The organism is Sorangium sp. So ce119 (assembly GCF_051524405.1).
Lineage (GTDB): Bacteria > Myxococcota_A > Polyangia > Polyangiales > Polyangiaceae > Sorangium > Sorangium cellulosum_G.
This window is the reverse complement of sequence record NZ_CP150310.1, coordinates 7,755,334-7,777,570: the sequence shown is the minus strand read 5'-3', so window position 1 is coordinate 7,777,570 and position 22,237 is coordinate 7,755,334. Positions and strand designations below refer to the sequence as shown.

General features: G+C 72.0%; 20 protein-coding genes and 1 pseudogene. 7 read left to right on the top strand and 14 right to left on the bottom strand.

The features are described 5' to 3' along the window. Nucleotides 1-269: 269 nt before the first annotated feature. From WME76_RS29270 to WME76_RS29260, 3 genes are all read left to right on the top strand, one after another. On the top strand, nt 270-1,112 hold the full coding sequence (locus WME76_RS29270; protein ID WP_437955556.1) for a hypothetical protein: 843 nt from the start codon (nt 270-272) through the stop codon (nt 1,110-1,112). Between the two features lie 515 nt (nt 1,113-1,627). After that, complete coding sequence (locus WME76_RS29265) at nt 1,628-1,966, top strand: transcriptional regulator (protein WP_437955555.1); 339 nt, start codon at nt 1,628-1,630, stop codon at nt 1,964-1,966. 62 nt (nt 1,967-2,028) lie between these two features. Further along, the gene (locus WME76_RS29260; protein WP_437955554.1) at nt 2,029-2,523 is read left to right on the top strand and encodes an RNA polymerase sigma factor; all 495 of its coding nucleotides are present in this window, start codon (nt 2,029-2,031) and stop codon (nt 2,521-2,523) included. A 256-nt stretch (nt 2,524-2,779) separates the two neighbouring features. Here the strand turns inward: WME76_RS29260 and WME76_RS29255 are convergent, their stop codons facing one another. From WME76_RS29255 to WME76_RS29245, 3 genes and pseudogenes are all read right to left on the bottom strand, one after another. Then, nucleotides 2,780-3,958, bottom strand: coding sequence for a hypothetical protein (locus WME76_RS29255; RefSeq protein ID WP_437955553.1), 1,179 nt, complete (start codon nt 3,956-3,958; stop codon nt 2,780-2,782). A gap of 549 nt (nt 3,959-4,507) precedes the next feature. Then, nucleotides 4,508-4,698: pseudogene (locus tag WME76_RS29250) on the bottom strand (IS1 family transposase); the annotation flags it as partial. A 595-nt stretch (nt 4,699-5,293) separates the two neighbouring features. Continuing rightward, nucleotides 5,294-6,484: an IS1 family transposase gene (locus tag WME76_RS29245; RefSeq protein WP_437955552.1), complete on the bottom strand. Its 1,191-nt coding sequence runs from the start codon at nt 6,482-6,484 to the stop codon at nt 5,294-5,296. A 291-nt stretch (nt 6,485-6,775) separates the two neighbouring features. Between WME76_RS29245 and WME76_RS29240 the strand changes: the two genes are divergently transcribed. Both WME76_RS29240 and WME76_RS29235 read left to right on the top strand, forming a co-directional pair. Next, the gene (locus WME76_RS29240; protein WP_437955551.1) at nt 6,776-7,093 is read left to right on the top strand and encodes a hypothetical protein; all 318 of its coding nucleotides are present in this window, start codon (nt 6,776-6,778) and stop codon (nt 7,091-7,093) included. A gap of 502 nt (nt 7,094-7,595) precedes the next feature. Next, the gene (locus WME76_RS29235; protein WP_437955550.1) at nt 7,596-8,054 is read left to right on the top strand and encodes a VOC family protein; all 459 of its coding nucleotides are present in this window, start codon (nt 7,596-7,598) and stop codon (nt 8,052-8,054) included. 160 nt (nt 8,055-8,214) lie between these two features. On the opposite strand, the gene WME76_RS29230 is transcribed toward WME76_RS29235, so the two are convergent. The 8 genes from WME76_RS29230 to WME76_RS29195 all read right to left on the bottom strand — a co-directional run bounded on the left by WME76_RS29230 (nt 8,215) and on the right by WME76_RS29195 (nt 15,500). Then, entirely contained in the window at nt 8,215-8,916 is a 702-nt protein-coding gene (locus tag WME76_RS29230; RefSeq protein ID WP_437955549.1) for a hypothetical protein, read from the bottom strand. A 270-nt stretch (nt 8,917-9,186) separates the two neighbouring features. Continuing rightward, nucleotides 9,187-10,125: a hypothetical protein gene (locus tag WME76_RS29225; RefSeq protein ID WP_437955548.1), complete on the bottom strand. Its 939-nt coding sequence runs from the start codon at nt 10,123-10,125 to the stop codon at nt 9,187-9,189. Next, nucleotides 10,122-10,661 carry an RNA polymerase sigma factor gene (locus tag WME76_RS29220; protein WP_437955547.1) on the bottom strand — a complete coding sequence of 180 codons (540 nt, stop codon included), beginning with the start codon at nt 10,659-10,661 and terminating at the stop codon, nt 10,122-10,124. Before WME76_RS29220 ends, WME76_RS29225 begins: the two co-directional genes overlap by 4 nt. 123 nt (nt 10,662-10,784) lie before the next feature. Then, entirely contained in the window at nt 10,785-11,852 is a 1,068-nt protein-coding gene (locus tag WME76_RS29215; protein ID WP_437955546.1) for a hypothetical protein, read from the bottom strand. Between the two features lie 11 nt (nt 11,853-11,863). Beyond that, nucleotides 11,864-13,141 (bottom strand): lactonase family protein, encoded by a 1,278-nt coding sequence (locus WME76_RS29210; RefSeq protein WP_437955545.1) that lies wholly within the window; start codon nt 13,139-13,141, stop codon nt 11,864-11,866. 28 nt (nt 13,142-13,169) lie between these two features. Continuing rightward, nucleotides 13,170-14,201, bottom strand: coding sequence for an HvfC/BufC N-terminal domain-containing protein (locus tag WME76_RS29205; RefSeq protein ID WP_437955544.1), 1,032 nt, complete (start codon nt 14,199-14,201; stop codon nt 13,170-13,172). Continuing rightward, nucleotides 14,198-15,061 (bottom strand): DUF692 domain-containing protein, encoded by an 864-nt coding sequence (locus WME76_RS29200; RefSeq protein ID WP_437955543.1) that lies wholly within the window; start codon nt 15,059-15,061, stop codon nt 14,198-14,200. The genes WME76_RS29205 and WME76_RS29200 overlap by 4 nt, the downstream gene beginning before the upstream one ends. Before the next feature lie 31 nt (nt 15,062-15,092). After that, nucleotides 15,093-15,500: a hypothetical protein gene (locus WME76_RS29195; protein WP_437955542.1), complete on the bottom strand. Its 408-nt coding sequence runs from the start codon at nt 15,498-15,500 to the stop codon at nt 15,093-15,095. Between the two features lie 366 nt (nt 15,501-15,866). Between WME76_RS29195 and WME76_RS29190 the strand changes: the two genes are divergently transcribed. After that, on the top strand, nt 15,867-16,502 hold the full coding sequence (locus WME76_RS29190; RefSeq protein ID WP_437955541.1) for a hypothetical protein: 636 nt from the start codon (nt 15,867-15,869) through the stop codon (nt 16,500-16,502). Between the two features lie 173 nt (nt 16,503-16,675). Continuing rightward, nucleotides 16,676-17,059 (top strand): hypothetical protein, encoded by a 384-nt coding sequence (locus WME76_RS29185; protein WP_437955540.1) that lies wholly within the window; start codon nt 16,676-16,678, stop codon nt 17,057-17,059. Between the two features lie 46 nt (nt 17,060-17,105). On the opposite strand, the gene WME76_RS29180 is transcribed toward WME76_RS29185, so the two are convergent. The 3 genes from WME76_RS29180 to WME76_RS29170 all read right to left on the bottom strand — a co-directional run bounded on the left by WME76_RS29180 (nt 17,106) and on the right by WME76_RS29170 (nt 21,799). Then, the gene (locus WME76_RS29180) at nt 17,106-17,363 is read right to left on the bottom strand and encodes a hypothetical protein (RefSeq protein ID WP_437955539.1); all 258 of its coding nucleotides are present in this window, start codon (nt 17,361-17,363) and stop codon (nt 17,106-17,108) included. Between the two features lie 115 nt (nt 17,364-17,478). Next, nucleotides 17,479-20,040: an ATP-binding protein gene (locus WME76_RS29175; protein WP_437955538.1), complete on the bottom strand. Its 2,562-nt coding sequence runs from the start codon at nt 20,038-20,040 to the stop codon at nt 17,479-17,481. 136 nt (nt 20,041-20,176) lie between these two features. Next, entirely contained in the window at nt 20,177-21,799 is a 1,623-nt protein-coding gene (locus tag WME76_RS29170; RefSeq protein ID WP_437955537.1) for an ABC-F family ATP-binding cassette domain-containing protein, read from the bottom strand. Nucleotides 21,800-22,237: the final 438 nt, after the last annotated feature.

Here is a 22,237-nt window from a genome sequence, read left to right as displayed (position 1 = left end):
GAGTTTCCGGAGGGGAAGGGCGGTCCCGGGGAGCGCGCGCTCCGGGGCCGGAGGGCTCGGCGACGCGCTGGAGACGACCTGCGTGCTGGGCACGTACGCGGCCAGGCCGGCCAGGCCAGGCCGGCCTGACCTGGTCACGCCAGGCCAGGTCGGGAGCATGCATGGGCGGTGGAGAGCACGAAGCCCCGAGGGCCGCGCGCGGCTCCGTTCTTGCCATGGCGTTCCGCCCCGGCCTGGTTGAACAGGCTGTCTCAGGGAAGGAGTCCACCATGGCACGTTCATTCACCTCCCAGGATCTCGTCGCTCTCCCCCGCCTCACCGCCGCCGAGTCGGTCGTGCTCGCCACGGAGCTCATCACGGTGGCTGACGCCAGGGAGAAGCAGCTCAGGCCGAAGAAGCTCCCGGAGGCGATCGGGCGATCGAAGGGGCGCCTCGTCGCCGCGGTCGCCACGCTCGAGGCGCTCACCCGGCCGCAGGGGGGCGATCCGGTGGAGACGAGGACCAAGCCGAAGGCCGATCGCACCCTCGACAACGCGTATAGCGGGACGTTCGACTGGCTCGGAGGCTGGTGCAAGCTCCCTCCGGAGCGGAACCCGCACCTCGATGAGGCGAAGGATCTCTTCAAGCTCCTTTTCCCGGACGGCCTCTCGTTCACCCGGCTCCCGTACAAGCTCGAATGGAAGGAGTCGAAGGCGCGGCTCGACGCGATCCGCGGCGCGCGGCATGACAGGACGTTCAAGAAGCTCGGCGGCGAGGCCTTCCTCGCGCACCTGGAGGAGGCGCACGAGGCCTATGGCCGGGCGCTGCACATCACCGCGCCGAAGCCCGAGAGCGCTCCGACGGGCGACGTGCGCGCCGCGTTCCTGGCGGCGCTCGCCGCCCTCCGCGACTACGCGACCCGGGTCGCCGCGCACGCGGACCCGGACGTGCCCGGCAGCGAGGCGGTCAGCGCGGCGCTCCTCGCGCCGCTCGCGGCGTGGGAGTCTCGGCCTTCCGGCGCGACCGGCGGCGCCGGTGCCAGCGACGTTACCGAGACGCCCGCCGCGCCGGGGGCGCCGTCCGTGGAGCCGCCGCTGGAACCGGAAGAGGAGCCCCTGGCCGATCCGGCGTGAGCCGCGCTTGAACGCGGTGATTCGCCTCACGTTCTCGTAAAAAAGCAAGCATTCTTCACAAGATACATCTCCGCGGACCACAACGCGTTGTGGTCGAGGGCGAGCGCGCTCGCGGGGGACCAGGTCGCGTTGTGGTCTGGGGCGAGCGCGCTCGCGAGGGGACCAGGACGCGTCGTGGTCTGGGGCGAGCGCGCTCGTGGGGGGACCAGGTCGCGTCGTGGTCTGGGGCGAGCGCGGTCGTGGGGGGACCAGGTCGCGTTGTGGTCTGGGGCGAGCGCGCTCGCGAGGGGACCAGGACGCGTCGTGGTCGAGGGCGAGCGCGCTCGCGAGGGGACCAGGACGCGTCGTGGTCGAGGGCGAGCGCGCTGGTGGTGCCCTAATTAGCCTTCCTCCGCCCCAGTTTGACTCCGACTCTCGCGTGAACGGTTAGGCTCCCCCGGAAGTAGGCGCAGCCCGCGGCGACGGCAATCGCCCGGGCTGCATGGTCCGACATCCGCTCACACGGAGCCGAACAAATGCAGTTATACCTGATCCCACCCGAGGGTGGGCAAGGCGAAGGTGCGCCCGCGCGCCGCCGCCGCCGATCCATCCCCTGCCTCTCCCTGACCCCACAGCAGCGCAAGCGCCTCCGGGCGGCGCTCCGCAACCTCCGCGCCGCGTACGGCTCATGGTCCTGCCTCGCCGAGGTCATGGGCATGTCCGTTGTCGCGGTCGAAGCCATCGCGAACGGCCGCGAGAACGGATCGCCCGCGACCGCGCAGCGCGCCGCCAAGGCGGCCGGCATCACCGTCGAGCAGCTCCTCGGCGGGCTCGTCGCCGCTGACCGCTGCCCCACGTGCGGGAGGTCCGGATGAAGCCTCGGCGGAAGGGGGCCCGACGCCCGCCTGCCGCGCGACATCCCCGGAAGCGCCCGCCGATGGAGGCGCTCCTCGCCGAGCGCGGCATCGTCCGCGCGACGCTCGCCGGCATCCCGAAGCGCGACCGCGCCGACGTGGAGCAGGCGGTGTTCATCGGCGCGTGGAACGCGGTGCGGCGCGGGCTGTACCGGCCGGACCCGCGAGCCGAGCCGCGGGCGGCTCTCCGCGCGTGGCTCCGCGGCGTCGCGTGGCGGCAGGCGGCCAAGTACCTCGGCAGCGCGTACGTGCGCCGCTTCATCCTGGACCCGCAGCCGCTCGGCAGGCTCCGCGGCATCGTCGGTCCGAGCCTCGACGCCCAGGTGGAGGCGCGCGACCTGCTCAGGGCGATCGAACGGCTGGAGCCGCGCCACCGCGAGATCCTGCTCGCGGTCGACACGCCGGAGACGCTCTCTGCGTACGCCGCGCAGCGCGGGATGAACCCGTTCACCGCCGCGTCCCGCCTCCGCATCGCCCGCGCCATGCTGGCCCTGCGGATCCAGCGCTGGCGGCGGTGACGGTCCGGCTCGCACGCCGGGCGAGGTCCTGCGGGAGATCGCCGTCATGGCGCAGATGGAGGAGGACGGCGGCGGGTAGCTCAGCCGCCCGCAGGCCCCGGCGAGCCGGCATCGCGGCGAACTGGGGCCTGCTGCGCTTGCTCCGCTCGCGGGCCCGCTGGCGCGACGTCAGGTAGAGCGCGCCTCGCGCTTCGTCCTGCGCGAGATCGCCGCCATGGCGAAGGCTGAGAGCGGCGGGTAGCGAGCGGCCGGTCGCTTATGGAGCGTCGGTTCCCGGCGACGGGTGCGCGCCGCCTTCTGTCCCATCCATCGGAGAAATAGAGCGAAGCGTGTTGGATTCGTGAAGGTGTCCTGCATGGGTCACCGTGGATTGCACCTCTATGGTGACCACGTACCTTGAGCCCCTGCCTACAGCCACCGACGCGTGCGTCTCCAGCACTTCCGGGTCAACTCGTCCTTCGTACTTATCATCGCTAGACTCATCCGTGAACTCGAAATCTAGCTTGGTGGAATCGAACGCCAGAAACGTACCAACAGCCTTGACTGTCCGGGGCTTCCCGACCTGCCCCCTTGGAAATGCCGACAGCACTCGGGCTGCCGCGTAGCCTGACACGAACGCGGAGCCGGACGGCCAGCGCGTGAGCAGTTGAAGGTCTTGCTTCTGCAAGTGCCCTAGAAGCTCTCCGTACCTAGACTGGACGCGCGGGCCTAGCTTGGCGAAAGCTGAACTGAGCTTCGCAGGGTCATCTCCAGCATTGGCCAGCGACTCAAATTTCTTCGCCACTTCGTTGAACACGTGTTCGTCCGACGGACTAACATGGAGCACAAGAGATCCGTGTCCAGCGGCCCCGAGAGACAATTCGGCCGCATTCGCCAGTACAGACGGCCACCGCCCTCGCTCCTTGGGCCCCTCATCCGTAATGGACTGTGCGATAGCGTTCCATAGTCGCTGAAACGAATCCAGAACGGATGATAGCGCCCTAAACGCAACGCCGCTGCTGCGAACAACGCCACCTCCGTCAAGGCGCAACTCCGGGAACTCTGGGACGGCCTGGGCAAATTCCTCTCGCACTGCTCGCGGCAACAGCGCGCCGCGCTTAGGTAGATCGGCGTCCGTGAGCAGCGTCGGGTCGTAGTCCCATGACCTTAGCGGCCTCCCATCGTGAGATACGTCGACGACGAAAACCACGTCCTTGAGCAGCGCGTCGCGGATGGTGAGCGCGCCGTCAAAAAGCGCTTTTCGTTCGGTTTCTGTGATGTAAGCCTGAACCCATCGGACGCACGACTCATCTTCGTCAGACGCGACGGCGAGCTTAACACCGATCGCGTCTCTCAGAGTAACAACCTGCGGGCCGTTGTACTCTACGAGCACGTGCTCAATGTCGTCGTTCGGAGCAGTGTGTAGTTGCTCGGAAAGATTCCAGGAGCTTCTCACGGCAGCACCTTGAACATGGTGTGGCCGATGCGGAGGTACTTGGCTCGCAGCCACATGGAGTAGTGGCCCTTCCTCCCCGTCTGCTTTATCTTACCGTGCTCTTTGGACATCTCAGCGCGCGCGATGTGATGGTTTAGAAGCCTTGGGGACGCGTCGCGTGTCTCAGCAAGATCTTCAGTGTTTCTGGCGCACGATAGCGAGGCCCTCTCGCATGGCGGTTTACGCACGAAGGAGTTTCGGTCCACCGAACACTCCAAGTCGCTCGTAGTCGGAGGGTTTGTGGCAACGAGCATGTAGACCGCGCCATCCAGGTCGTCAGCATCTGGTGGGGGGCATGCCGCTGTGGGGAAATGAGCAGGCCACTCCGCATCGCCTGCGGCTTCGACGGTACTTGGTGCTCGTTGCGGCAATTGTCGCGCGTCGGACATTGGCGGCGCATGGTCGCGCGGCGGAAGCCGAAACGCAACGCTCCATGGACCCGTGCTGCGCACCATCGACCCAGCATGGATCATTTTCGATCCATATGCAAGGGACGGTCCATTGCGTGCCTTGGTCGAACAAGCTCATCTGCACCATGCGCCTCGGCCCCGGTGCAGGCGGCGGCTCTGACGGCGGCGGCTCCGGCGCGGGACCTGCTGGCGGCGCAGGCGCCACGGGCGCAGCCGCCGCGTTTCCGACCAGCCGGAGGAACCCGCGCCCGCTCCGCAGGGCCCTGGCGGGCGCCGTGGCGTCCCTGCGGGCAGTTCGGGCAGGACGCCGCTCCTGTCACGCCATCACGAAGCGCGTCGAATGTCCGGAGATGCCCGACCCGGGCTCGGCCTTCATGGCGGAGCGGGACGCCGCGACCGGCGAGGCTATCTTCGACCTCCCAGCATGGTCCATATGCTGGATGAGTCTGCCTGAATTGTTAACAGCCGCCGCATAATCCGTGTTAGCGAATGGGCGTACCATACACGGAGGATCCGTTTGTGCTAAAATCAATCATGCGATCGCTCATCGCCTGTGGCTACGTTGCCGCTCTGGTCGCTATGCCTGCCTGTATGTCGTGGGACGCCGCGGACGGATCTGAAGAGGAGGAGTCCTCGCCCATATCAGAAGAAGCAGCGCAGGCGGAACCGCAGGTGAATAGCCATGGCCAATGCTGTAAATGGCACTGCAATAATCCGGATAAGATCTTCTACGATGCGGGCGTGACTCAGCAATGCAACGCGTACGCTGAGGCATGGTGCCGTTCGCGTGCGCGTGGCTGGAAACACGGAGACGCTTGGTGGGGTGTCTGCAACCCATAAATGTGGGCAGTCGGATGATTGCCACACATGGCTTGAAACGACCCAACTATACCGCGGTCGGGTCGACGGGCGGGTCTCCGAACAGACTCAACTGGATCGGCATCCGCGGCTTCGGCCTCCAGGAGAACAGGTCGAGCTGACGGGAGGGCTCGGTCGCAGGCGCAGCGGGGTCGACGGCGGCTCGCGTGGCGGATGCTGCGGCGGACATGGGAGCGGGCGGAGGCGTCACCGGGGCAAGTCCTGGCGTTTTGGGCGGCGGCTGCGGCCCGGGGTTCGTGCCGGTGCTCCCGCCGTCCACCACGCGGAGCCAGCCTCGCCCGGCGGGGAGCTCCCGGGCGGTCCCCTCCGGCTTCGGGATGGCAAGCGGCTGCGGCTGCGGCTTCTCGCCCTGGGGCTCTGCCAGCGCGGCGACCATGAGCTCTTCCAGGGTCCACACGTGGTCCGTGACGCCTGCCGCCATGGCGGGGGTGACCCGCATGTTCCGCGGGATGTGGCAGAGGTTCGTGTAGACGTAGTGCAGCGAGACCGCGGCGCAGTGCCGGGACAGCTTCTTCGAGAACGCGAGCGTGCGGCGCCGCAGCCGGGCGTTCCACTGCCGCGCCGTGAGGTTCGACCGCTCGATCGCGTACGTGGTGGTCTTGTCGTGGTCCGGCGTGCCGTAGATCGTGCGCTTCTTGATGAAGTCCACGCCGTGCTCGACGGCGAACTTCTCCGACGTCCCCGGCTTCCCCGGGCGCGCGCTGAACGTCTTGATCATCTGCGCGTACGGCACGGCCGGCCCGAAGTTCACCGCGATCGGCTGCGCGTACAGCCCGAGCCCGTCGGTGGTGATCTGCGGCATGACGACGAGCCGCGCGCGCACGTCTTCGACGAGGGCATCGGCGCTCTCCTGGTCGCGCTTCCCGACGTGCCAGGCGATGATGAGCTTGCTCGTCCGGCAGATGGCCGCCCACGTCCACTGCTCCCCCACGGCCGCCGCGTCGTCCTTCGCGGCGTCCACCTTGTTCTGGCGCTTCCTGCACCACGAATGCTGCTCGTCCAGGTCTACGAGCGGGCAGGTCAGATCGCGCACCACGCGGTCATGGAGCCGCGCGCAGCCCTCGCCGACGAGCTGGCCGAACCGCTCGATCGTGTCCTGGTGGACGCCCGTCATGCGCGACGCGGCGCGGATGCTGGTGCCGTTCACGAGCGCGGCGAGCACCTCTAGCCGCCGCTCCGCCGGGAGCACGTTCGCCATGGGCCTTGCACCTCTCCGGACGCGGGCCCATGATCGCAGTGCGACGTGCGACGGGTGGCCCAACCATCCGGCGTTCCGCAGCCCCGCTCTCAGGTGCGAACTGAGGGCGGGGCGCTTTGCTAAGTACCCATGAAGATAGCACCGAACGCCTTGTTTTCTCGGCGTTTCCGCGCGGCTAGGACGGACGTTGTCACAGCCGTAGAGCGCGATCGCAGCCTGTTTGCCGAGCCGGATGCGCTGTTGACGCCGCGAGGTCTCCGGGTCTCAGCGGGCCCGTGGTAGGGTCGCAGCATGCGCGTGCGGCTCATCCTGGAGAACGGCGGCCACGACCTGACGAAGGTCGTCGAGATGGACGAAGCGCCCGCGGTCGGCTTAGGCGTCATGGCGGAGCGCGAGCGAAGCGTGGTCAGCGTCGAGCATGACGCGGCGCGCGGGGAGACGGACGTCTACCTGCGGGAGGACGCGCTCGACCTCAAGATGCAGACCCTACCAGAGGCGCACCTTGCCTACTTTGACCTGATGAAGGGCGACGGGTGGGAGATCGAGTGCTGCGCGTGGAGCTCAGGCACCTTATCGACCGGCAGGACGAGGACGAGCCGGCCCCGCTGAACTGAGCGGCGTCCGCGTATGGACCGGGGTGGTCGCCGTCGACACATGCGACCACCGCGGTGTCGCAGGCGTCAGGAAATCGGGGCCAGCAAGCTACGCCTCAAAATTTTCAGCCTCGTTATCCTGCCGATGAGAACCAAGTGTTTCTTCGGCCGCTTCCACTCGCGGCCGGGAACGTCGGCAATGATCATGCCAACATCAAGAGAATGAGGGTTGACGCGAACGAGCATTCCGGGGAGGAGGCGAATTGGTTTTTCCATTGCCCCCCAAAAGTACTCGGTCCGGCGTCGATGTATCGCGCGGTCCGCGACTCGCGACAGCGGGCGTCTGCCCTAATTAGGGCACCACCAGCGCGCTCGCGAGGTGACCAGGACGCGTCGTGGTCGAGCCACGCCGGTCGGGCGTGCAGGTGAAATTTTTCCAATACGTGGGCGGAGCGATCCTCCATGCTGGCGGAGAGCCGGATCGTCGGTGCGCCATGCGAGCAAGAAGGAGCGCGACGATGACGAAGAGCCAGGTCCACCCCGTCCCGGAAGGTCAGGTGTGCTTTCCCTACCTGAGCGCGCGCGGCGCCTCGGAAGCCATCGAGTTCTACAAGCGGGCGTTCGGCGCGCGCGAGGCCTCGCGCATCGAGATGCCCGACGGGCGGATCGGCCACGCCGAGCTGTCGATAGGCCGGGCCCGGTTCTTCCTGTCGGACGAGTACCCTGATCTCGGTGCCGTCGGTCCCGAGACGCTGGGGGGCACGAGCGTGAGCGTGGTCGTCTACGTGGAGGACGTGGACGCGCTCGTGGCGCAGGCGGCTGCGGCGGGCGCGACGATCGAGCGCCCGCCGCAGGACCAGCCGCACGGCGACCGGATGGCCTGGATCCGCGATCCGTACGGCCACCGCTGGGGGGTCGCGAGCCGGATCGAGGCCGTCTCTCCGGAGGAGATGCAGAAGCGCCTCTCGGCGACGTAGCTCCGTGTCGAGGAGGTTCGAAGAACCAGAGAGAATGAACCACAGAGGCACAGAGGGCACAGAGGGAGAGAGAATGAAAAATCTCTCTCTCTCTCTCTCTTCCTCTGTGCCCTCTGTGCCTCTGTGGTTCAAATTCTTCTCCATCACGGAGCAAGGGACGTCATGGGCATCGAGCTGCGGTGTATTCGCCGTTGGCGTCGAATTCTTGGGTATCGGTGCCGCTCAGCCGGACCACGACCTCCGCGGCGTCGATGCTCACGATCTCCATCGTGCCGGACCTGAAGGAGCCTTCGCCCCACCAGCAGTCGCCCCGGTCGGGGCGGCTCACAACGTAAGACGAGAACAACACATCCGGCGCGCTCAGATCGATGATGCCGGGCACCTGCAGCGCAGGGGGAATGCTGATGCCCAGCTGCCAGTTGCCGCAGCCGGTGGTCCAGGATGGATCCGCGCAGGAGCTCACCGGGGCGCCGAAGATGATGAAGAGATCATTCGGAGAGGTGCCCGGCCCGCCGCTCCCGGCGGAACTGCTCCCGGAGTCGTTCGACCGTTCGGGGAACTCATTCCTGAAGAGCGCGATCGCGCCAGCCGTCGCCGGCTCGGGGCCGCCCCCGGTGGAGCTGGCGCCGCCGACGCCGACCGACGAGCCGCCCCCGGTGCTGAAGTCGCCGCCGTTCCCGACCGACGAGCCGCCCCCGGTGCTGAAGTCGCCGCCGGTGCCGCCGCTGCCGGTCATATGGGCGTCATCATCGGGCCCTGCCTCTTGACCGCTGTCGTCGCCGACCTTCACCAAGGCGGTGCATCCGGCGCCGAAGGTCTGGAGCATCATCAGCCCAAAGAACAAGGAAATGGGTGTCTTCATGGGGCGTCGCATTTCTATCTCCCCGGGCCTGTCAGCGCAGCCCGTTGTCACTCCATGAATGGCGTCGTTCGTCTAATTTTATGATCTCCTGATCGAGCTTCGTTCGGGTACGACGGTGCGCCTGATCGAGGCGGCGGCGGGAAATTGAACAGGGAGGCGGGGAGACAGGGAGTATTTGAAGATTTTTCTCCCCGTCTCCCCGCCTCCCTGTGAATTTTCCGAAGAACTCGAGGGGATGTCTCAGCTTGGCGCGAGCAGAGCAGTCGCCTGTCACCGCTGCGCGTCTCTCAGCTCCGGAACGAGGATCTCGAGCCTGCGGCGGTAGGCGGAGCTTGGATGCGCCTCGACGAAGCGGTTCGCGCGAGCGAGCGCCTCGCCGCCGCGGCCGAGCGCCTTCAGCGCGCCGACCGCGATCACCTCGCGCTCCTGGGCGAGCGCGCCGCCCGGGAAGCGCGCGAGGTGGGCGTCGGCGAGCGCGAGCGCCTCCGCAGGGCGCGCCGCGAGCGCCTCCTGCGCGCGCTGCAGCAGGCCGAGCTCCGTCTCCGCGTCGTGCAGCGCCGCCTGCGCCGCGCCGCCCGCGGCCGGAGCGCCGGCCGTCGAGGCGGACGCGCGCGCGGGCAGCGGCGCGCCCGCCGGGGCGCGCGGCGGCCCCGGAGCAGGCGCGCGCGGCCGTTTCGCCGCGGAGGGTACCTCCGCGGGCATCTCCGGCGCCTCCGCGGCGGGTGCGGTCGCGGCCTCCGCCGGCGCTGCGGTCGCGACCACCGCCGGGCCAAGCGGCGCGGCCGGCGGCGCGAGCGGCGCGGCGGGCGGCGGCTGCGAGGGCGACGGCATGAGCCACACCGCCCCGACGAGGACGACGCCGAGCGCCGCGCCGATCCCCAGGCCGGAGAGCACCGACGGCGGTGCGACAGCCGCCGTCGACGCGATCGCTGCCGGCGCGCCCGCGCCCACGCCGGTCGCCGGGGCGCCCGCGCCTGCGCCGGTCGCCGGGGCGCCCGCGCCGCCGCCGGTCGCCGGTCCACCGCCCTCCGCCGGGCCGCCGGGGCCCTGGCCGCCCCCCGGTCCGTCCGGCAGGTGGAGCGGCAGCCGCGCGGCGAGCCGCGCGAGCTGCGCCCTGTCCGGCGCGTCGCGCCGGGCCGCTTCGAGGGCGACGCGGAGCACGTCCGACCCGCCGCCCGAGCCGATCTGCCTGCGAGGATCGCCGCTCATACGTTGCTCCCCTCGGTCACCCGCGCAGCCCCGGCCCGCGGCGCGCCGAGCTCGTGCCGGCGCATCGCCGCCTCGATCTGCGCCCTCGCCGCGCGCAGCCGCGAGTACGCCGTCTGCAGCGGGCACCCCGCCGCCTTCGCGATCTCCGCCATCGGCAGCTGCTCGATCTCGTGCAGGACGAACACCGCGCGCTTGTCGTCGTCGAGCTGATCGAGCGCCGCGTCGAGCCGGTCGAGCGCGCGGCGACGATCGAGGGTCTCGTCCTGCGGCGCCGCCATGACCTGCTCGGGCACGGTCTCGGCCACCTCTTCGCGCCTCCGGTGCGGCCGCCGCCGGTACTCCGACGCGAGCCGCAGGCAGATGCCGTAAAGCCACGTGCGCAGCGCCGAGCTGCCGTCGAAGGTGTCGAGCTTCCGATGCACCGTGAGGAAGACTTCCTGGCAGACGTCCTCGACGTCGGCCTCGCCGACGCCGAGCCTGCGCAGCACGCGCCACACGTACGCCGCGTTCTCTTCGAAAATCTCCTCGAGGGTCATCGCGAGAGGCCGGGGCGCAAGGATCGCCGGCCCTTGCCCTGGATGGTCGCGAGCGCGAGGTTTTATGAAAGAAAAGCGACGCCGGGCATCGAATCCGTGGAATCGGTGTAAATCGCCGAATCGTTACGGGAATTCGACGCCGAGCAGGACGTCCGCCGTCCCGGCGAGCGGCGCCATCTGGAACACCTCGCGGGTCCGGTCCTGTGCGTCGGTGTAGTAGAAGGTGTCACGCACGATCGGCACGATCAGCCCGAGGCCGCCGCCCGCGGTGAGCGGGCCGACGAGCCGCCGGGTGAGGCGAATGTCGAGCGCGCCGCCCGCGGTCAGGCGCTCGTCGGTGCGGTCGACGCCGAACCCGAGGCCGCCGACGCGGAGCGCCCCGAGGCGGACGCCCGCGCACGCGGCGAGCCGCGTCTCGCTCCCGATCGAGACGGGGCACGCGGACACGAACCCCTCGCCCCAGGCGAAGCGCGTCGACGCGGCGCCGGTGGTCGGCTCGTTCGGCAACCAGACGGCCCCCCCGACCTCGAACGACCAGAGCCGGGGCGGCGTGAGGCGCGCGCGGAGCGCGACGGCGACGCCGAGCGAGGGGAGGAGGCCGAGCCCGAAGAGCGGACCGGCGCCGACCTCCACGCGCCACGGCGCCGGCGGCGGAGGCGCCGGCGGCGGGACCGGGACCAGGACGCGCTGGACGATGACCTGCGGCGCCGGCGGCGCGGGAGGCGGCGCCGGCGAGGGCGCGGGCGCCGGAGGCGGCGCCGGCGCGGCCAGCGGAGGCGGCGCGCCGGGGGACAGCTTCGCGCTGGGGTCGATCATGAGCGCGATGGCCAGGGCGAGCTCGTCGTCGATCGCGCTGCAGCGCGGCGACGCCGTGGCGATCTCGCGCGTCCCGAGCACCGCGCCTCCCGCGTCGGCGACCGCGATCACCGCGCGCCACCCGCCGGAGCCGCCCGGCTCGATGCGCCCCTCGATGGTGAGCTCGGCCCGGGCGGCCGAGACGAGCGCCGCGCGCCCGAGGCGCGCCTCCACCGCCTGCGCGAGCGCGCGCGCCCCGACGCACGCCTCGGCGCCGGCGAGCCGCACCCAGCTCAGCGACGCCGTCTGCTCCCCGGCGGACGCGCGCGCGGGGCGCGCCGCAGCGACGAGCGCCGACGCGGCGAGCGCCGAGGCGACGAGCCCGAGGCGTGCCACGCGGCGCGCGGTCACGGGCCCGGCGAGGCCGCGATCCCGACGTAGGTGGGCTCGGGGACCTCGGTGACGCGGCCGGTCGGCCGGAGGGCGCCGGTCGCCTCGTCCACGTGGAACGCGACGATGTTGCTCGAGCGCTGGTTCGCGACGAGCAGCAGCTTGCCCGTCGGCGAGAGCTGGAAATGGCGCGGCGTCCTTCCCTGGGTCGGCGCGTGGCCGACGAGGGTGAGCGCGCCGCGCTCGGGGTCGACCGCGAAGATGGCGATGCTGTCGTGGCCCCGGTTCGACCCGTAGACGAACTTGCCCGACGGGGCGACCTGGACCTCGGCGCAGGCGTTCTCCTCGGCGCTCGCGCCGTCCGGCAGCGTCGAGACGGTGGCCACGGCGGAGAGCGCCCCGCGCGCCGGATCGTAGCTCAGGGTCGTGATCGAGCCGGCGCGCTCGTTGATCAGGTAGGCGAACCGGCCGCTCGGGTGGAAGTCGAGGTGCCGCGGGGTCGTGCCCGCGGGGAGCGCGAGGGTCGGCGGGGTGTTCGGCTCGATCTGGCCCGTGCCCGCGTCGAACGTGAACTGCGCGATCGCGTCGGACCCGAGGTTGGTGACGAAGGCGAAGCGGTTCGCCGGGTCGGTCACGGCGTGGTGCGACAGCGCCCGGGGCCCGAACGCCGCCTCGTCCACCGCCTGGCCGAGCGCGCCGTCCTGGCCGACGGGGAGCACCGCCGCGGTGCCGCCGCCGTAGCTGGCCACGAGGACGAAGCGCCCGGCGCGATCGGTGGCGAGGTGGGCAGGGCCCTGGCCCCTCGACGAGGCCCGGTTGATGAACGCGAGCGTCCCGTCCTCCGGGCCGATCCGGAACGCGCTGACCGCGCCCGACATCTCGCCGTCCACCTCATCGAGCTCGTTCACCGCGAAGAGGCGGCGGCGCGCGGGGTCGACGGCGAGGAACGTCGGGTTCATCTCGGCGTCGATCGGGCCCTGCACCGCGGAGAGCGCGCCGTCGGCCTCGTCGAGGCGGAAGACGAAGATCCCCTTGCGGCCCCCGACGTAGACCAGGGGCGCGCTCGCGGGCTGCGGGCCGCCGTCCGCTCCGCCGGAGCTCGCGCTGCTGCCGTTCGTGCCGCTGGCGCCTGTGCCGCTGCCGTTCGTGCCGCTGCTGCCCGTGCCGTTGCCCTGGCCCATGCTGTCACCGCCGCCGCTGGTCCCCGAGGGGGTCCCGCCCTTCGGGGGGCCGCCGCCGGAGTTGCCGCACCCGAGCCACAGGCCGGCCGCCAGCCAGAAGAGTGTGCGCTGCATCGATCGATCGATGTCCTCGGATCCTGCGTTACCCACGGCCCGCGCCGCGGGGCAAGCGCGACGGCGCGGCGGCGCCGAGGAGCGCCCCGCGCTCGGCGAGGTCGCTCAGCAGGGCGGCGGTGCTCTCCAGCACCGGGCCGTCGACCGGCCGGCCCAGCGCGGCGCAGCCCTCGACCACGGCGTCCCGGAGCGCGGCGCCCGCGAGGAGCCGGCCGAGGATCTCGGCCGCGAGCGGCGTGAGCTCCAGGAAGCGGACCACGTGCCCGGCGTCGCGGTACACGAGCAGGCTCGTCGGCTCGCGGACCGGCGCGTCGCGCGCCGCCTCGCCGCCCTCCAGCCGGTGGACCGCGTGCTCGTGGCGCACGAGCGCCGCGGCCCGCTGGAAGCGCGCCCCCCGGTCGAGCGAGAGCTCCTCGCCGGACGCCGGCGCGCCCGCCGCCGCGTCCTGCGCCCCCGGCGCGCCCGGCGCGTCCAGCGCCCCCGGCGCGCCCAGGTCGCCCGGCGCGTCCAGCTCGTCCGGCGCGCCCGCCGGCCCGCCGTCCTCGTCGCCGTCCGGCTCGGCGCACGACGCCGCGAAGGCGGCGAGCTCGTGGCGCGCGAGATCCGCGAGGTACGCGGGCACCTCCGGGTCCCCGGCCCAGCGCGGCGCCGCGAAGCCCACGAACTCGAACGCGACGTCGCGGAGGTAGCGCGACCGGGGCAGCTCCACCTCGAGGAAGCGCGCCACGTCCGCCTCGAACCGCGCGCCGAGCCGCGCCGCGGTCCGCGGGATCCCGGCGCGGATCGCGCCCGTCAGCCCGCGCCGGATCAGGCCCCGGTAGAGCAGCAGCCGCCCGGGCGGGAGCGAGGCCATCGCCTCGAGGTCCGCCCCCTCGACCCCGGCGCGGGCGAGCCACGCGCGCGGATCGGCCGCGATCGCCGCCTCGTCCGGCTCGCTCACGCTGCGCTGGAGCGCCCGCTGCAGCGCCGCGAGCTCCGGCGGCGGCTGGCTCGACGCCGCGCTCGTCTCGCACGTCCCGCTCGTCCCGCGCGTCCCGCTCACCGCGCGCGCCGCGCTCACGCCCCGGCCTCCCGCGCGGCGAGCCCTCGCCGGTACGCCGCCTCGACCTCGGCGCGCTCGGCGAGCAGCGCCTCGAGCGGCGGCACGTCGTTGTCGCGCTCGAGCACGACAGGCACCGGCCCGGTCCGCGCGACGGCGCGGGCGAGCAGGTCGAGCACGGGCGCGATCACCGGCGCGCCGTGCGTGTCGACGAGGACCCCCGCGTCGTCGCGCCACGCGTGCCCCGCGACGTGCATCGACACGACGCGGCCGGCCGGGATCTTCTCGAGCAGCGCGGCCGCGTCGACGCCGTGGTTCCGGGCGTTCACGTAGAGGTTGTTCACGTCGAGCAGCAGCCCGCAGCCGGCGCGCTCGAGCACCTCGCCCAGGAAGTCGGCCTCGTCGAGCGCGGCGCGGCCCGGGACCAGGTAGTAGGTGATGTTCTCGATCGCCATGGGCCGCTCGAGCCGTTCCTCCGCCTCGCGGATGCGCGCCGCGGCGTGCGCGGCGGCCGCGGAGGTGAGCGGCAGCGGCAAGAGGTCGTGGACGAACCTGCCGTCGACGCCGGAGAAGCACAGGTGGTCGCTGTGGAACGGCGGGTCGAGCCGCCCAAGGAACCGCCCGAGCTCGCGCAGGTAGCCGGCGTCGAGCGGGTCGACCCCGCCGACCGACATCGTGAGCCCGTGCGTCAGGATCGCGCAGCGCTCCCGGACGCGCTCGATCGCGGCGGGGAAGTAGCCGCCGCGGCGCATGTAGTTCTCGGGGGAGAGCTCGAAGAAGGGGACGGGCAGCGCCGCGCCGCCGTCGAGCAGCTCGAGCACCTCGTCGAGGAACTCCCAGCGGAGCCCGAGGCCGACGCCGGTGAGCGCGCTGCCGGTCATGGGGGGCACGGGGAGGGCGGGCCGACCGGGGTCAGCCGCAGGTGCCCTGGCCACACCCCGCGTGGCCGGGCTTCTTGCCGGCGGCCTTCTTCGCGGCGGGCTTGGTCGCCGGGGCGGCGGCGGGCGGCGTGGGCGCGGTGGGGGCCGGGGTGGCCGTGGGCGCGGCCATCGGCGAGGTCGCCGCGGACTGCACGTCGGTCGGCGGCGCGGGGGCCGGCGGCGCGGCCTCCGGCGCGGCGACGTTCGCGCCCGCGGCCGCGTCGCCGGAGGTGGTCTCGGCCGGGGCGGCGGGCGCGGCCGGCTCGGCGGGCACGGCCTCCTGCTCGGCGGGGACCTCGGTGGCGTTGACCGGCGCCTGCGCGCCGCCGCAGCCGCTCAGCACCATGGCGCCGGTGCTCAGCGCGGCGAGGGTCTCGTAAATGCTCTTCTTCGACAGCATCGTGTGCTCCTCTGGTTCTCGTGATCGACGGGCCTGCACCCCCTACGGGCGAGGCGTGATCCGGTTTCACGGCGGCGTCCGGAGCCCCGTTTCATCTCAGACCCGCCGCGGCGCCGCAACGGCTCACGGGCGGCGCCGCGACGGCTCACGGGCGGCGCCGCGACGGCTCACGGGCAGCGCCGCGACGGCTCACGGCGGACGGCGCGCTGCGTGGTTCCGGGGGCGCTGCGGCCGCACGGGCGCGGGCGTGCGCGGCGGGGCGGGGGCGCCGGACCTGCGCTGCACAGCCCCATGTGGCCTGAGGTGTGCACACGGCGGTCGTCGTAGTCGGAACACCGGCCAACGGATCCAACAGGGGAGGACTGCATGAGCACGCGACGACGCGCGGCGGCGACCATGGCCGCCGCTGCCACGATGGCGCTCGCCGGCGCGGCGGGGGCGCAGGACGCGGGGCGCGCGGAACAGCGCGATCGGCCGGCGGGCAACGTCCCTCCGGCGGATCGGCCGCTCATCCGGCGGATCCCCGAGCCCGCGGTCGCGGTCGAGGGCGGCTTCGGCATGCTCGGGTACGTGGGCGGCGCCGCGGGCGTCGGGCCCACCTGGAACGTGCGCGTGACCGGGACCATGTCGCCGCGCGTGGCGATCGAGGGCAACTACATCGGCTCGGTGAACGAGCGCGCGACGGTGGCCAGGTCGCTCGTGATGACCTCGTTCGACGCGGGGGTGCGCTACAACGTCCTGCGCGCCGACGACGCGATCGTGCAGCCGTTCGTTGTCGCGGGCGTGGGCTACACGGGCTGGGCGGGCGAGGGCGGCGACGCCTTCGCGCTGGCGGTGCCGCTCACCGTCGGGGTGGAGCGGCTCGTCACGCGCAACGTCAAGCTGGGCGCCCGGATGAGCTTCCGCCCCGCGTTCTTCGACGACCTCGCCGTGCGCGGCGCCGCGAACCAGACGGGCGGGGACAGCTGGGCGCTGCTCGCGCACGGCGGCGGCGCGTTCTGACCGGGGCCGGGGCGCGCGGGTCGTCCCGGTCCGGGGCGCGCGGGTCGTCCCGGGCCGGGGGAGGGGCGAAACCGCCGGGGAGGCGCCGCTCCGTGGAGTAGTCTGCCGGGCGCGCCGGGCGGCGACCTGCCTTTCGGGTCCCGGCCGGCCCTCAACCCACGGAGAACGCCGGCATGAACACGCGCAGCAGCTCGCCCCGGCGGGGCCTGCTCTTCCTCTTCACGGGGCTCGCGCTCGCCTCGAGCGCCGCCTGCACGACCCCGCAGCAAGCGACCCAGGGCACGTCGACGACGGCGACGGACGCCACGGTCGCCAGGCAGGACAACGGCTGCGCGACCGGCCCGCTCCTCGACTGCCCCGAGGGGCAGGTCGACGGCTGCGCCCTCGGGACCACGACCGAGCACCGGTGCGTGCCGGCGGGGCCGGGGAGGTGCCTCGACATCCGGGCGGCGCTCGTGAAGTGCCAGGACAACGAGATCCTGACCCACGACGGCTGCCCCGAGCCGGCCTACATGCAGCGGTGCGCGCCCCGGTCCCGGCAGCTGCAGCAGCCGTGAGCCGGCGGCCCACCGCGGGCCGCACTTCCGCCAAAATTCTTTTTAATTACGAAGGCTTGCGGCCCGAATTGCCCGCGGGGAGCTTCGTGTCCGAGACGATCGGCCCGCCCTCGTACGAGCCGGCGCCGCCCTCGCTGCCCCACGTCTCGACCTCGCCGGGGGGAGCGTCGTCGCGTTCGCCGGTCGACGTGATCGGCCCGCGGACGCCGGGGACATCCGCCTGCGGGTGAGGCTGCTTCGCCTCGCTCACCTCGCGCTCGGGGCGCGGCGTGCCGAGCTGGTCCTGCGTCTTCTCGTCTCCCATGGTTCCTCCTTCCGTGGACCCCTGGGGCCGGCGCGCTCGATCGTCCACTCCTCCGCCGGCGAGCCCGCCCGCCGTCGCGCCGCGGCCGTCGCGCCGCGGCCGTCGCGCCCGCCGCTCAGCCCGCGCCGAGCCCGAGGGGGATCGTGAACCTGAAGGTCGTCCCCACCCCCACGCGGCTCTCCACGCCGATGGTCCCGCCGTGCGCGACGACGAGCTCCCTGGCGATCGCCAGGCCGAGCCCTGTGCCCTTGTAGCCGTTCCGCTGGCCGCGCCAGAACCGCTCGAAGAGGTAGGGCAGCTCGTCCTCCGGGATGCCCGGCCCGGTGTCCGCCACCGCGAAGACGACGTGCTCCTCCCGGCGCTCGCACCGCACCGTGATCGCCCCCTGGGCGCCCGTCACCTTGAGCGCGTTGCTCAGGAGGTTCGAGAGCACCTGGAGCACGCGATCGCGATCGCACACGACGATCGGCACCTCCTCGTCCGACGTCGCGGCCAGGCGGACCCCCTTCTCCTGCGCCTGCGGCTCGAACGTCTCGACCGCCTCCCGCCCGATGTCCCGCGGATCCTGCGGCTGCCGGCGCAGCTCCAGCCGGCCCGCGCGCAGGCTCGCGAAGTCGAGCAGGTCGTGGATCAGCCTGTCCATCCGGTGCGCCGAGCGCTGGATCGCCAGGATCGCCTTCGCGTCGCCCTTGTCCCCGGCGCGCGCCGCCGCGCGCTTGGTCATCACGGCGGCCGCGGTGATGATCGCGCTCAGCGGGTTCCTGAGGTCGTGCGACACGGTGGCGAGCACGTTGTCCCGCAGCTCGATCGCGCGCTGCGCGGCCTCGTAGAGCCGCGCGTTGTCCGCGGCGAGCGCGGCCCGCTGCGCCAGGTCGTGCGCGACAGCGAGGTCCGCCTCGTCGTAGATCCGGCCGGACGCCGCGGTCCCCAGCGCGATGCAGCCGAAGGCGCGGCCCCGCGCCACCATCGGGACCAGCATGACGGAGGTGATCCCGAGCTCGCGGACGAGCCGGCGGAAGCCGGCGTGCTCGGCGAGCGGCGCGATCAGCGGGTGGGAGAAATCCCGGAAGAGCTCCGGGCGGTCGCCGCCGAGGACCTGCTCCATCACCGCCGACAGCGCCGGCAGCGGCTCCACCTCGCGCAGCAGCGCGCGCGCCCGCCGGACCTCCTCCGGGTTCACGTGGGTCACGGTGACCCGCCGCGCCGCCTCGACCACCGGCAGCGTGTGGATGACGCACCAGTCCGCGAGCTCGGGGACGGTGAGGCGGCCGAGCCGATCGAGCGTCCCCTGGAAGTCGAGGCTGTCGCTCAGGGAGGCGCTGGCGGCCGCGAGGAAGCGCTGCGCCTGCTCGGCGCGCGTCCGCTCGGTCATGTCGAAGAACGTCACGACGCCCGCCGAGACGCGCCCCTCCGGGTCCAGGACCGGCCTCGAGCGCACGAGGATCCGCCCCCACGTGCCGTCGCCGCGGAGCACGTCGATCTCCTCGTCGTCCACGACCTCGCCGGTCGTGACGGTGCGCGCGAGCGGCCACTCCCACGTCTCGTACGCCTTGCCGGACCGCGGGTGGAAGCCGCGGCCGATGTAGCCCTCGATGCTCTGGATGCCCTCGAACGACTGCCGGAAGATCTCCGTGGCCTGCCGGTTCGTGAGCAGGACGCGCCCCGTCTGCCGCTCGCCGATGATGAGCCCCGCCGGCATCTGCTCGATCACCGTCGCGAGCAGCGCGCGGGCGTCGTCGGCCTGGTGCCGCGAGGCGCGCTCCTTCGCGACGAGCTGCGCCTGCACGATGATCCCGGTCGCCCGGCTGGTCATCGTGCGCAGCATCAGCATGTCCTCCTCGGAGAACTCCTCGGCGTTGCGCGAGCCGAGGATCGCGACCCCGATGGCGCGCCCCTCGTGGATCAGCGGCACGCCGTAGACGGCGCGCAGCCCCCTCGACCGGATCTCGCGCGCCGTCACGGGCAGCGTCCGGAGCGCGGCGTCGAGCGACGCGGGCCCGCGCAGCGCGAGGACCGCGCGGGCGAACGCCCGCGACGCCTCGAGCGGGGGGCCGAGCAGCGGCCCGTCGTCGAGGCCCGCTGTCGCGTGCACCTCGAGGGCGTCGCCGTCCACGAGCAGGACCATCGCCACGTCGACGGCCGCGGCCGCCTCGCGCGTGGCGCGGATGAGCGCCCTCAGGAACGCGTCCAGGTCGCTGCTGCCGAGGGCGGCCGTCGAGATGGCGTCGAGCGCCTGGAGCAGGCGCACGCGCGCCTCCTGGTAGCGCGTCACCGCGTCGGCGATCGCGTCGTCGATCGCGCCGTTCAGCCGGATCAGCTCGCTCCCCCCGCCGCCCCCGCCTTCCCGCTCCCACAGCTCCAGGATCACGGCGCGGAGCGCCGCGTACTCCTTCACGACGTCGGCGAGGTCGTACCCCTGGGCCAGCCGGTTCAGCGCGTGGTGTCCGGGGATGCCGCGGAGCCTCTGGTCGACCTCGGCGCTGGTGCCCGCGCCGCCCGCGACCTCGGCGACATAGGCGAGGACGCTCGGGATATGGTCGGTGAGCATCGGATCCGACGGCGACCGCGCCGGGCTCAGGGCGTGCGCTCGCTGCTTCCACGCCCCCAGGATCGCGTCGCGGTGGCGCCGGATGAAGTCGGAGAGCCGCTCTTCGTTCGGTCTACCGAGCTGATCCATGCGGTCCTTTACGATAGCGCGAAACCTTGAGCATGTGTTCACCTCGCGCCGCGCGCCGATATCGGTGACGTCGAGTCGAGCCTGGGCGGAGCTCGATCGGCCGCGCGCCGCGCGCCGCGCGCCGCGAGGGCGCGGTTCAGCTCCGGAGGCCCGGCGCCTCGTGCCCGCTCTGGGCGACGTACTCCAGGTATCCGCCGCCGTAGACGCGCGGCCCGTCGGGCATGAGCTCGAGGACGCGGTTGGACAGCGCCGCGAGGAAGCGGCGATCGTGCGAGACGAACAGCATGGTGCCCTCGAACGACGCGAGCGCCCCGACGAGCATCTCCTTGGTGGCCATGTCGAGGTGGTTGGTCGGCTCGTCGAGCACGAGGAAGTTCGGCGGGTCGTAGAGCATGATCGCGAGCACGAGCCGGGCCTTCTCGCCGCCCGAGAGGATGCGACACGGCTTGTCGATGTCGTCGCCGGAGAAGCCGAATGCGCCGGCGAGCGTGCGGAGCGAGCCGATCGACGCCTGGGGGAAGCTCGCGACGATCGACTCCCAGACCGAGCGGGTCGGGTCGAGCAGCTCCATCGCGTGCTGCGCGAAATACCCGAGCTTGACGCTCGCGCCGACGCTCACCGCGCCCGCGTCCGGCGCGGCCGCCCCCGCGATGAGCTTGAGCAGGGTGGATTTGCCGGCGCCGTTCACGCCCATGACGCACCAGCGCTCCCGGCGGCGGATCAGCAGATCGAGCCCGTCGTAGATGGGCCGTCCGCCGTACGTCTTCTTGACCCCCTCGAGGCGCGCCACGTCGTCGCCCGAGCGCGGGGCGGGCTTGAACTCGAAGCGGATCGTCCTCCTGCGCTTCGGCGGCTCGACCTTGTCGATCTTCTCGAGCTTCTTCACGCGCGACTGGACCTGCGCCGCCTTGGCGGCCTGGGCCTTGAAGCGCTCGATGAAGCGCATCTCCTTGGCGAGCATCGCCTGCTGGCGCTCGTACTGCGCCTCGGCCTGCTGCTCGTTGATGGCGCGCTGCTGCTCGTAGAACTCGTAGTTGCCGGAGTAGCTGGTGAGCTCGCCGCCGTCGATCTCGATGATCTTGGTGACGATGCGGTTCATGAACTCGCGGTCGTGCGAGGTCATGACGAGCGCCCCTGGATACTGCTTCAGGTAGCCTTCGAGCCAGATGATCGACTCGATGTCGAGGTGGTTGGTCGGCTCGTCGAGCAGGAGCGCGTCAGGCCTCATGAGGAGGATGCGCGCGAGGGCGACGCGCATCTTCCACCCGCCCGAGAGGTTGCCCACGTCGTCGTCCATCACGGCCTGGCTGAAGCCGAGGCCGGCGAGGATCTCGCGCGCCCTCGCGTCGAGCGCGTAGCCGCCGAGCTCCTCGTAGCGGGCCTGCGCCTGCCCGAAGCGCTCGATGAGGCTCTCCATTTCATCCATGCGCTCGGGGTCGGCGAGGGCGGCCTCGAGCTCGCGGAGCTCGGCGGCGACGACGGAGACGGGGCCGGCGCCGTCCATGGTCTCGGCGACGGCGCTCCTGCCCTTCATCTCGCCGACATCCTGGCTGAAGTAGCCGATGGTGACGCCGCGGTCGATCGCGACCTGGCCGCCGTCGGGCGCCTCCTCCTTGGTGATCATGCGGAAGATCGTGGTCTTGCCCGAGCCGTTGGGGCCCACCAGGCCGACCTTCTCGCCGCGGTTCACCGCCGCGGAGGCCTCGAGGAAGAGGATCTGCTTACCGTGCTGCTTGCTGATGGAATCGAGGCGGATCACGAGGGGGCGCTGCCGCTCGAGGCGGCTCCTTTCCGCGCACGTATACCAGACGCCCCGCCACGCGCCGCGGCATTTCGTCCGCCGCGGGCGGCCGTCGCGGCGCGCTGGTGACCCGTATCGATCCGGGCCTTTCTCGCCCGTGCATCGAGGTCTTTGCTCTGGAGAGCTCGCTTTTCTCCCTCGCGATGGAGAATCGCCCCTGCGATGGCCCTCGGTTCGTGGCGACGTCGGCGCCTCTCCCTCATTTCCATCGGAGGCCGGCGGTCCGATCGGCCCACCGGCAGAGAGCGCACCATGGTTGTGAGCGGCACAACCGGCGCGAGCGGCGCGGCGGGCGCCTGACCGAGCGCCGCGCGGAGTGAAGGGGAGAAGAATTTTGAACCACAGAGGCACAGAGGGCACAGAGGAAGAGAAGAAGAGGGGAGAAGAGGGAAGCAG

Bases quoted from the DNA above. Each gene is read 5' to 3' on its own strand.
- WME76_RS29175 (WP_437955538.1), bottom strand. From the start codon at position 20,040: ATGGATCAGCTCGGTAGACCGAACGAAGAGCGGCTCTCCGACTTCATC.
- WME76_RS29245 (WP_437955552.1), bottom strand. From the start codon at position 6,484: ATGGCGAACGTGCTCCCGGCGGAGCGGCGGCTAGAGGTGCTCGCCGCG.
- WME76_RS29185 (WP_437955540.1), top strand. From the start codon at position 16,676: ATGAACACGCGCAGCAGCTCGCCCCGGCGGGGCCTGCTCTTCCTCTTC.
- WME76_RS29270 (WP_437955556.1), top strand. From the start codon at position 270: ATGGCACGTTCATTCACCTCCCAGGATCTCGTCGCTCTCCCCCGCCTC.
- WME76_RS29195 (WP_437955542.1), bottom strand. From the start codon at position 15,500: ATGCTGTCGAAGAAGAGCATTTACGAGACCCTCGCCGCGCTGAGCACC.
- WME76_RS29225 (WP_437955548.1), bottom strand. From the start codon at position 10,125: ATGAGCGGCGATCCTCGCAGGCAGATCGGCTCGGGCGGCGGGTCGGAC.
- WME76_RS29180 (WP_437955539.1), bottom strand. From the start codon at position 17,363: ATGGGAGACGAGAAGACGCAGGACCAGCTCGGCACGCCGCGCCCCGAG.
- WME76_RS29230 (WP_437955549.1), bottom strand. From the start codon at position 8,916: ATGAAGACACCCATTTCCTTGTTCTTTGGGCTGATGATGCTCCAGACC.
- WME76_RS29240 (WP_437955551.1), top strand. From the start codon at position 6,776: ATGCGCGTGCGGCTCATCCTGGAGAACGGCGGCCACGACCTGACGAAG.
- WME76_RS29265 (WP_437955555.1), top strand. From the start codon at position 1,628: ATGCAGTTATACCTGATCCCACCCGAGGGTGGGCAAGGCGAAGGTGCG.
- WME76_RS29190 (WP_437955541.1), top strand. From the start codon at position 15,867: ATGAGCACGCGACGACGCGCGGCGGCGACCATGGCCGCCGCTGCCACG.
- WME76_RS29235 (WP_437955550.1), top strand. From the start codon at position 7,596: ATGACGAAGAGCCAGGTCCACCCCGTCCCGGAAGGTCAGGTGTGCTTT.
- WME76_RS29210 (WP_437955545.1), bottom strand. From the start codon at position 13,141: ATGCAGCGCACACTCTTCTGGCTGGCGGCCGGCCTGTGGCTCGGGTGC.
- WME76_RS29200 (WP_437955543.1), bottom strand. From the start codon at position 15,061: ATGACCGGCAGCGCGCTCACCGGCGTCGGCCTCGGGCTCCGCTGGGAG.
- WME76_RS29260 (WP_437955554.1), top strand. From the start codon at position 2,029: ATGGAGGCGCTCCTCGCCGAGCGCGGCATCGTCCGCGCGACGCTCGCC.
- WME76_RS29220 (WP_437955547.1), bottom strand. From the start codon at position 10,661: ATGACCCTCGAGGAGATTTTCGAAGAGAACGCGGCGTACGTGTGGCGC.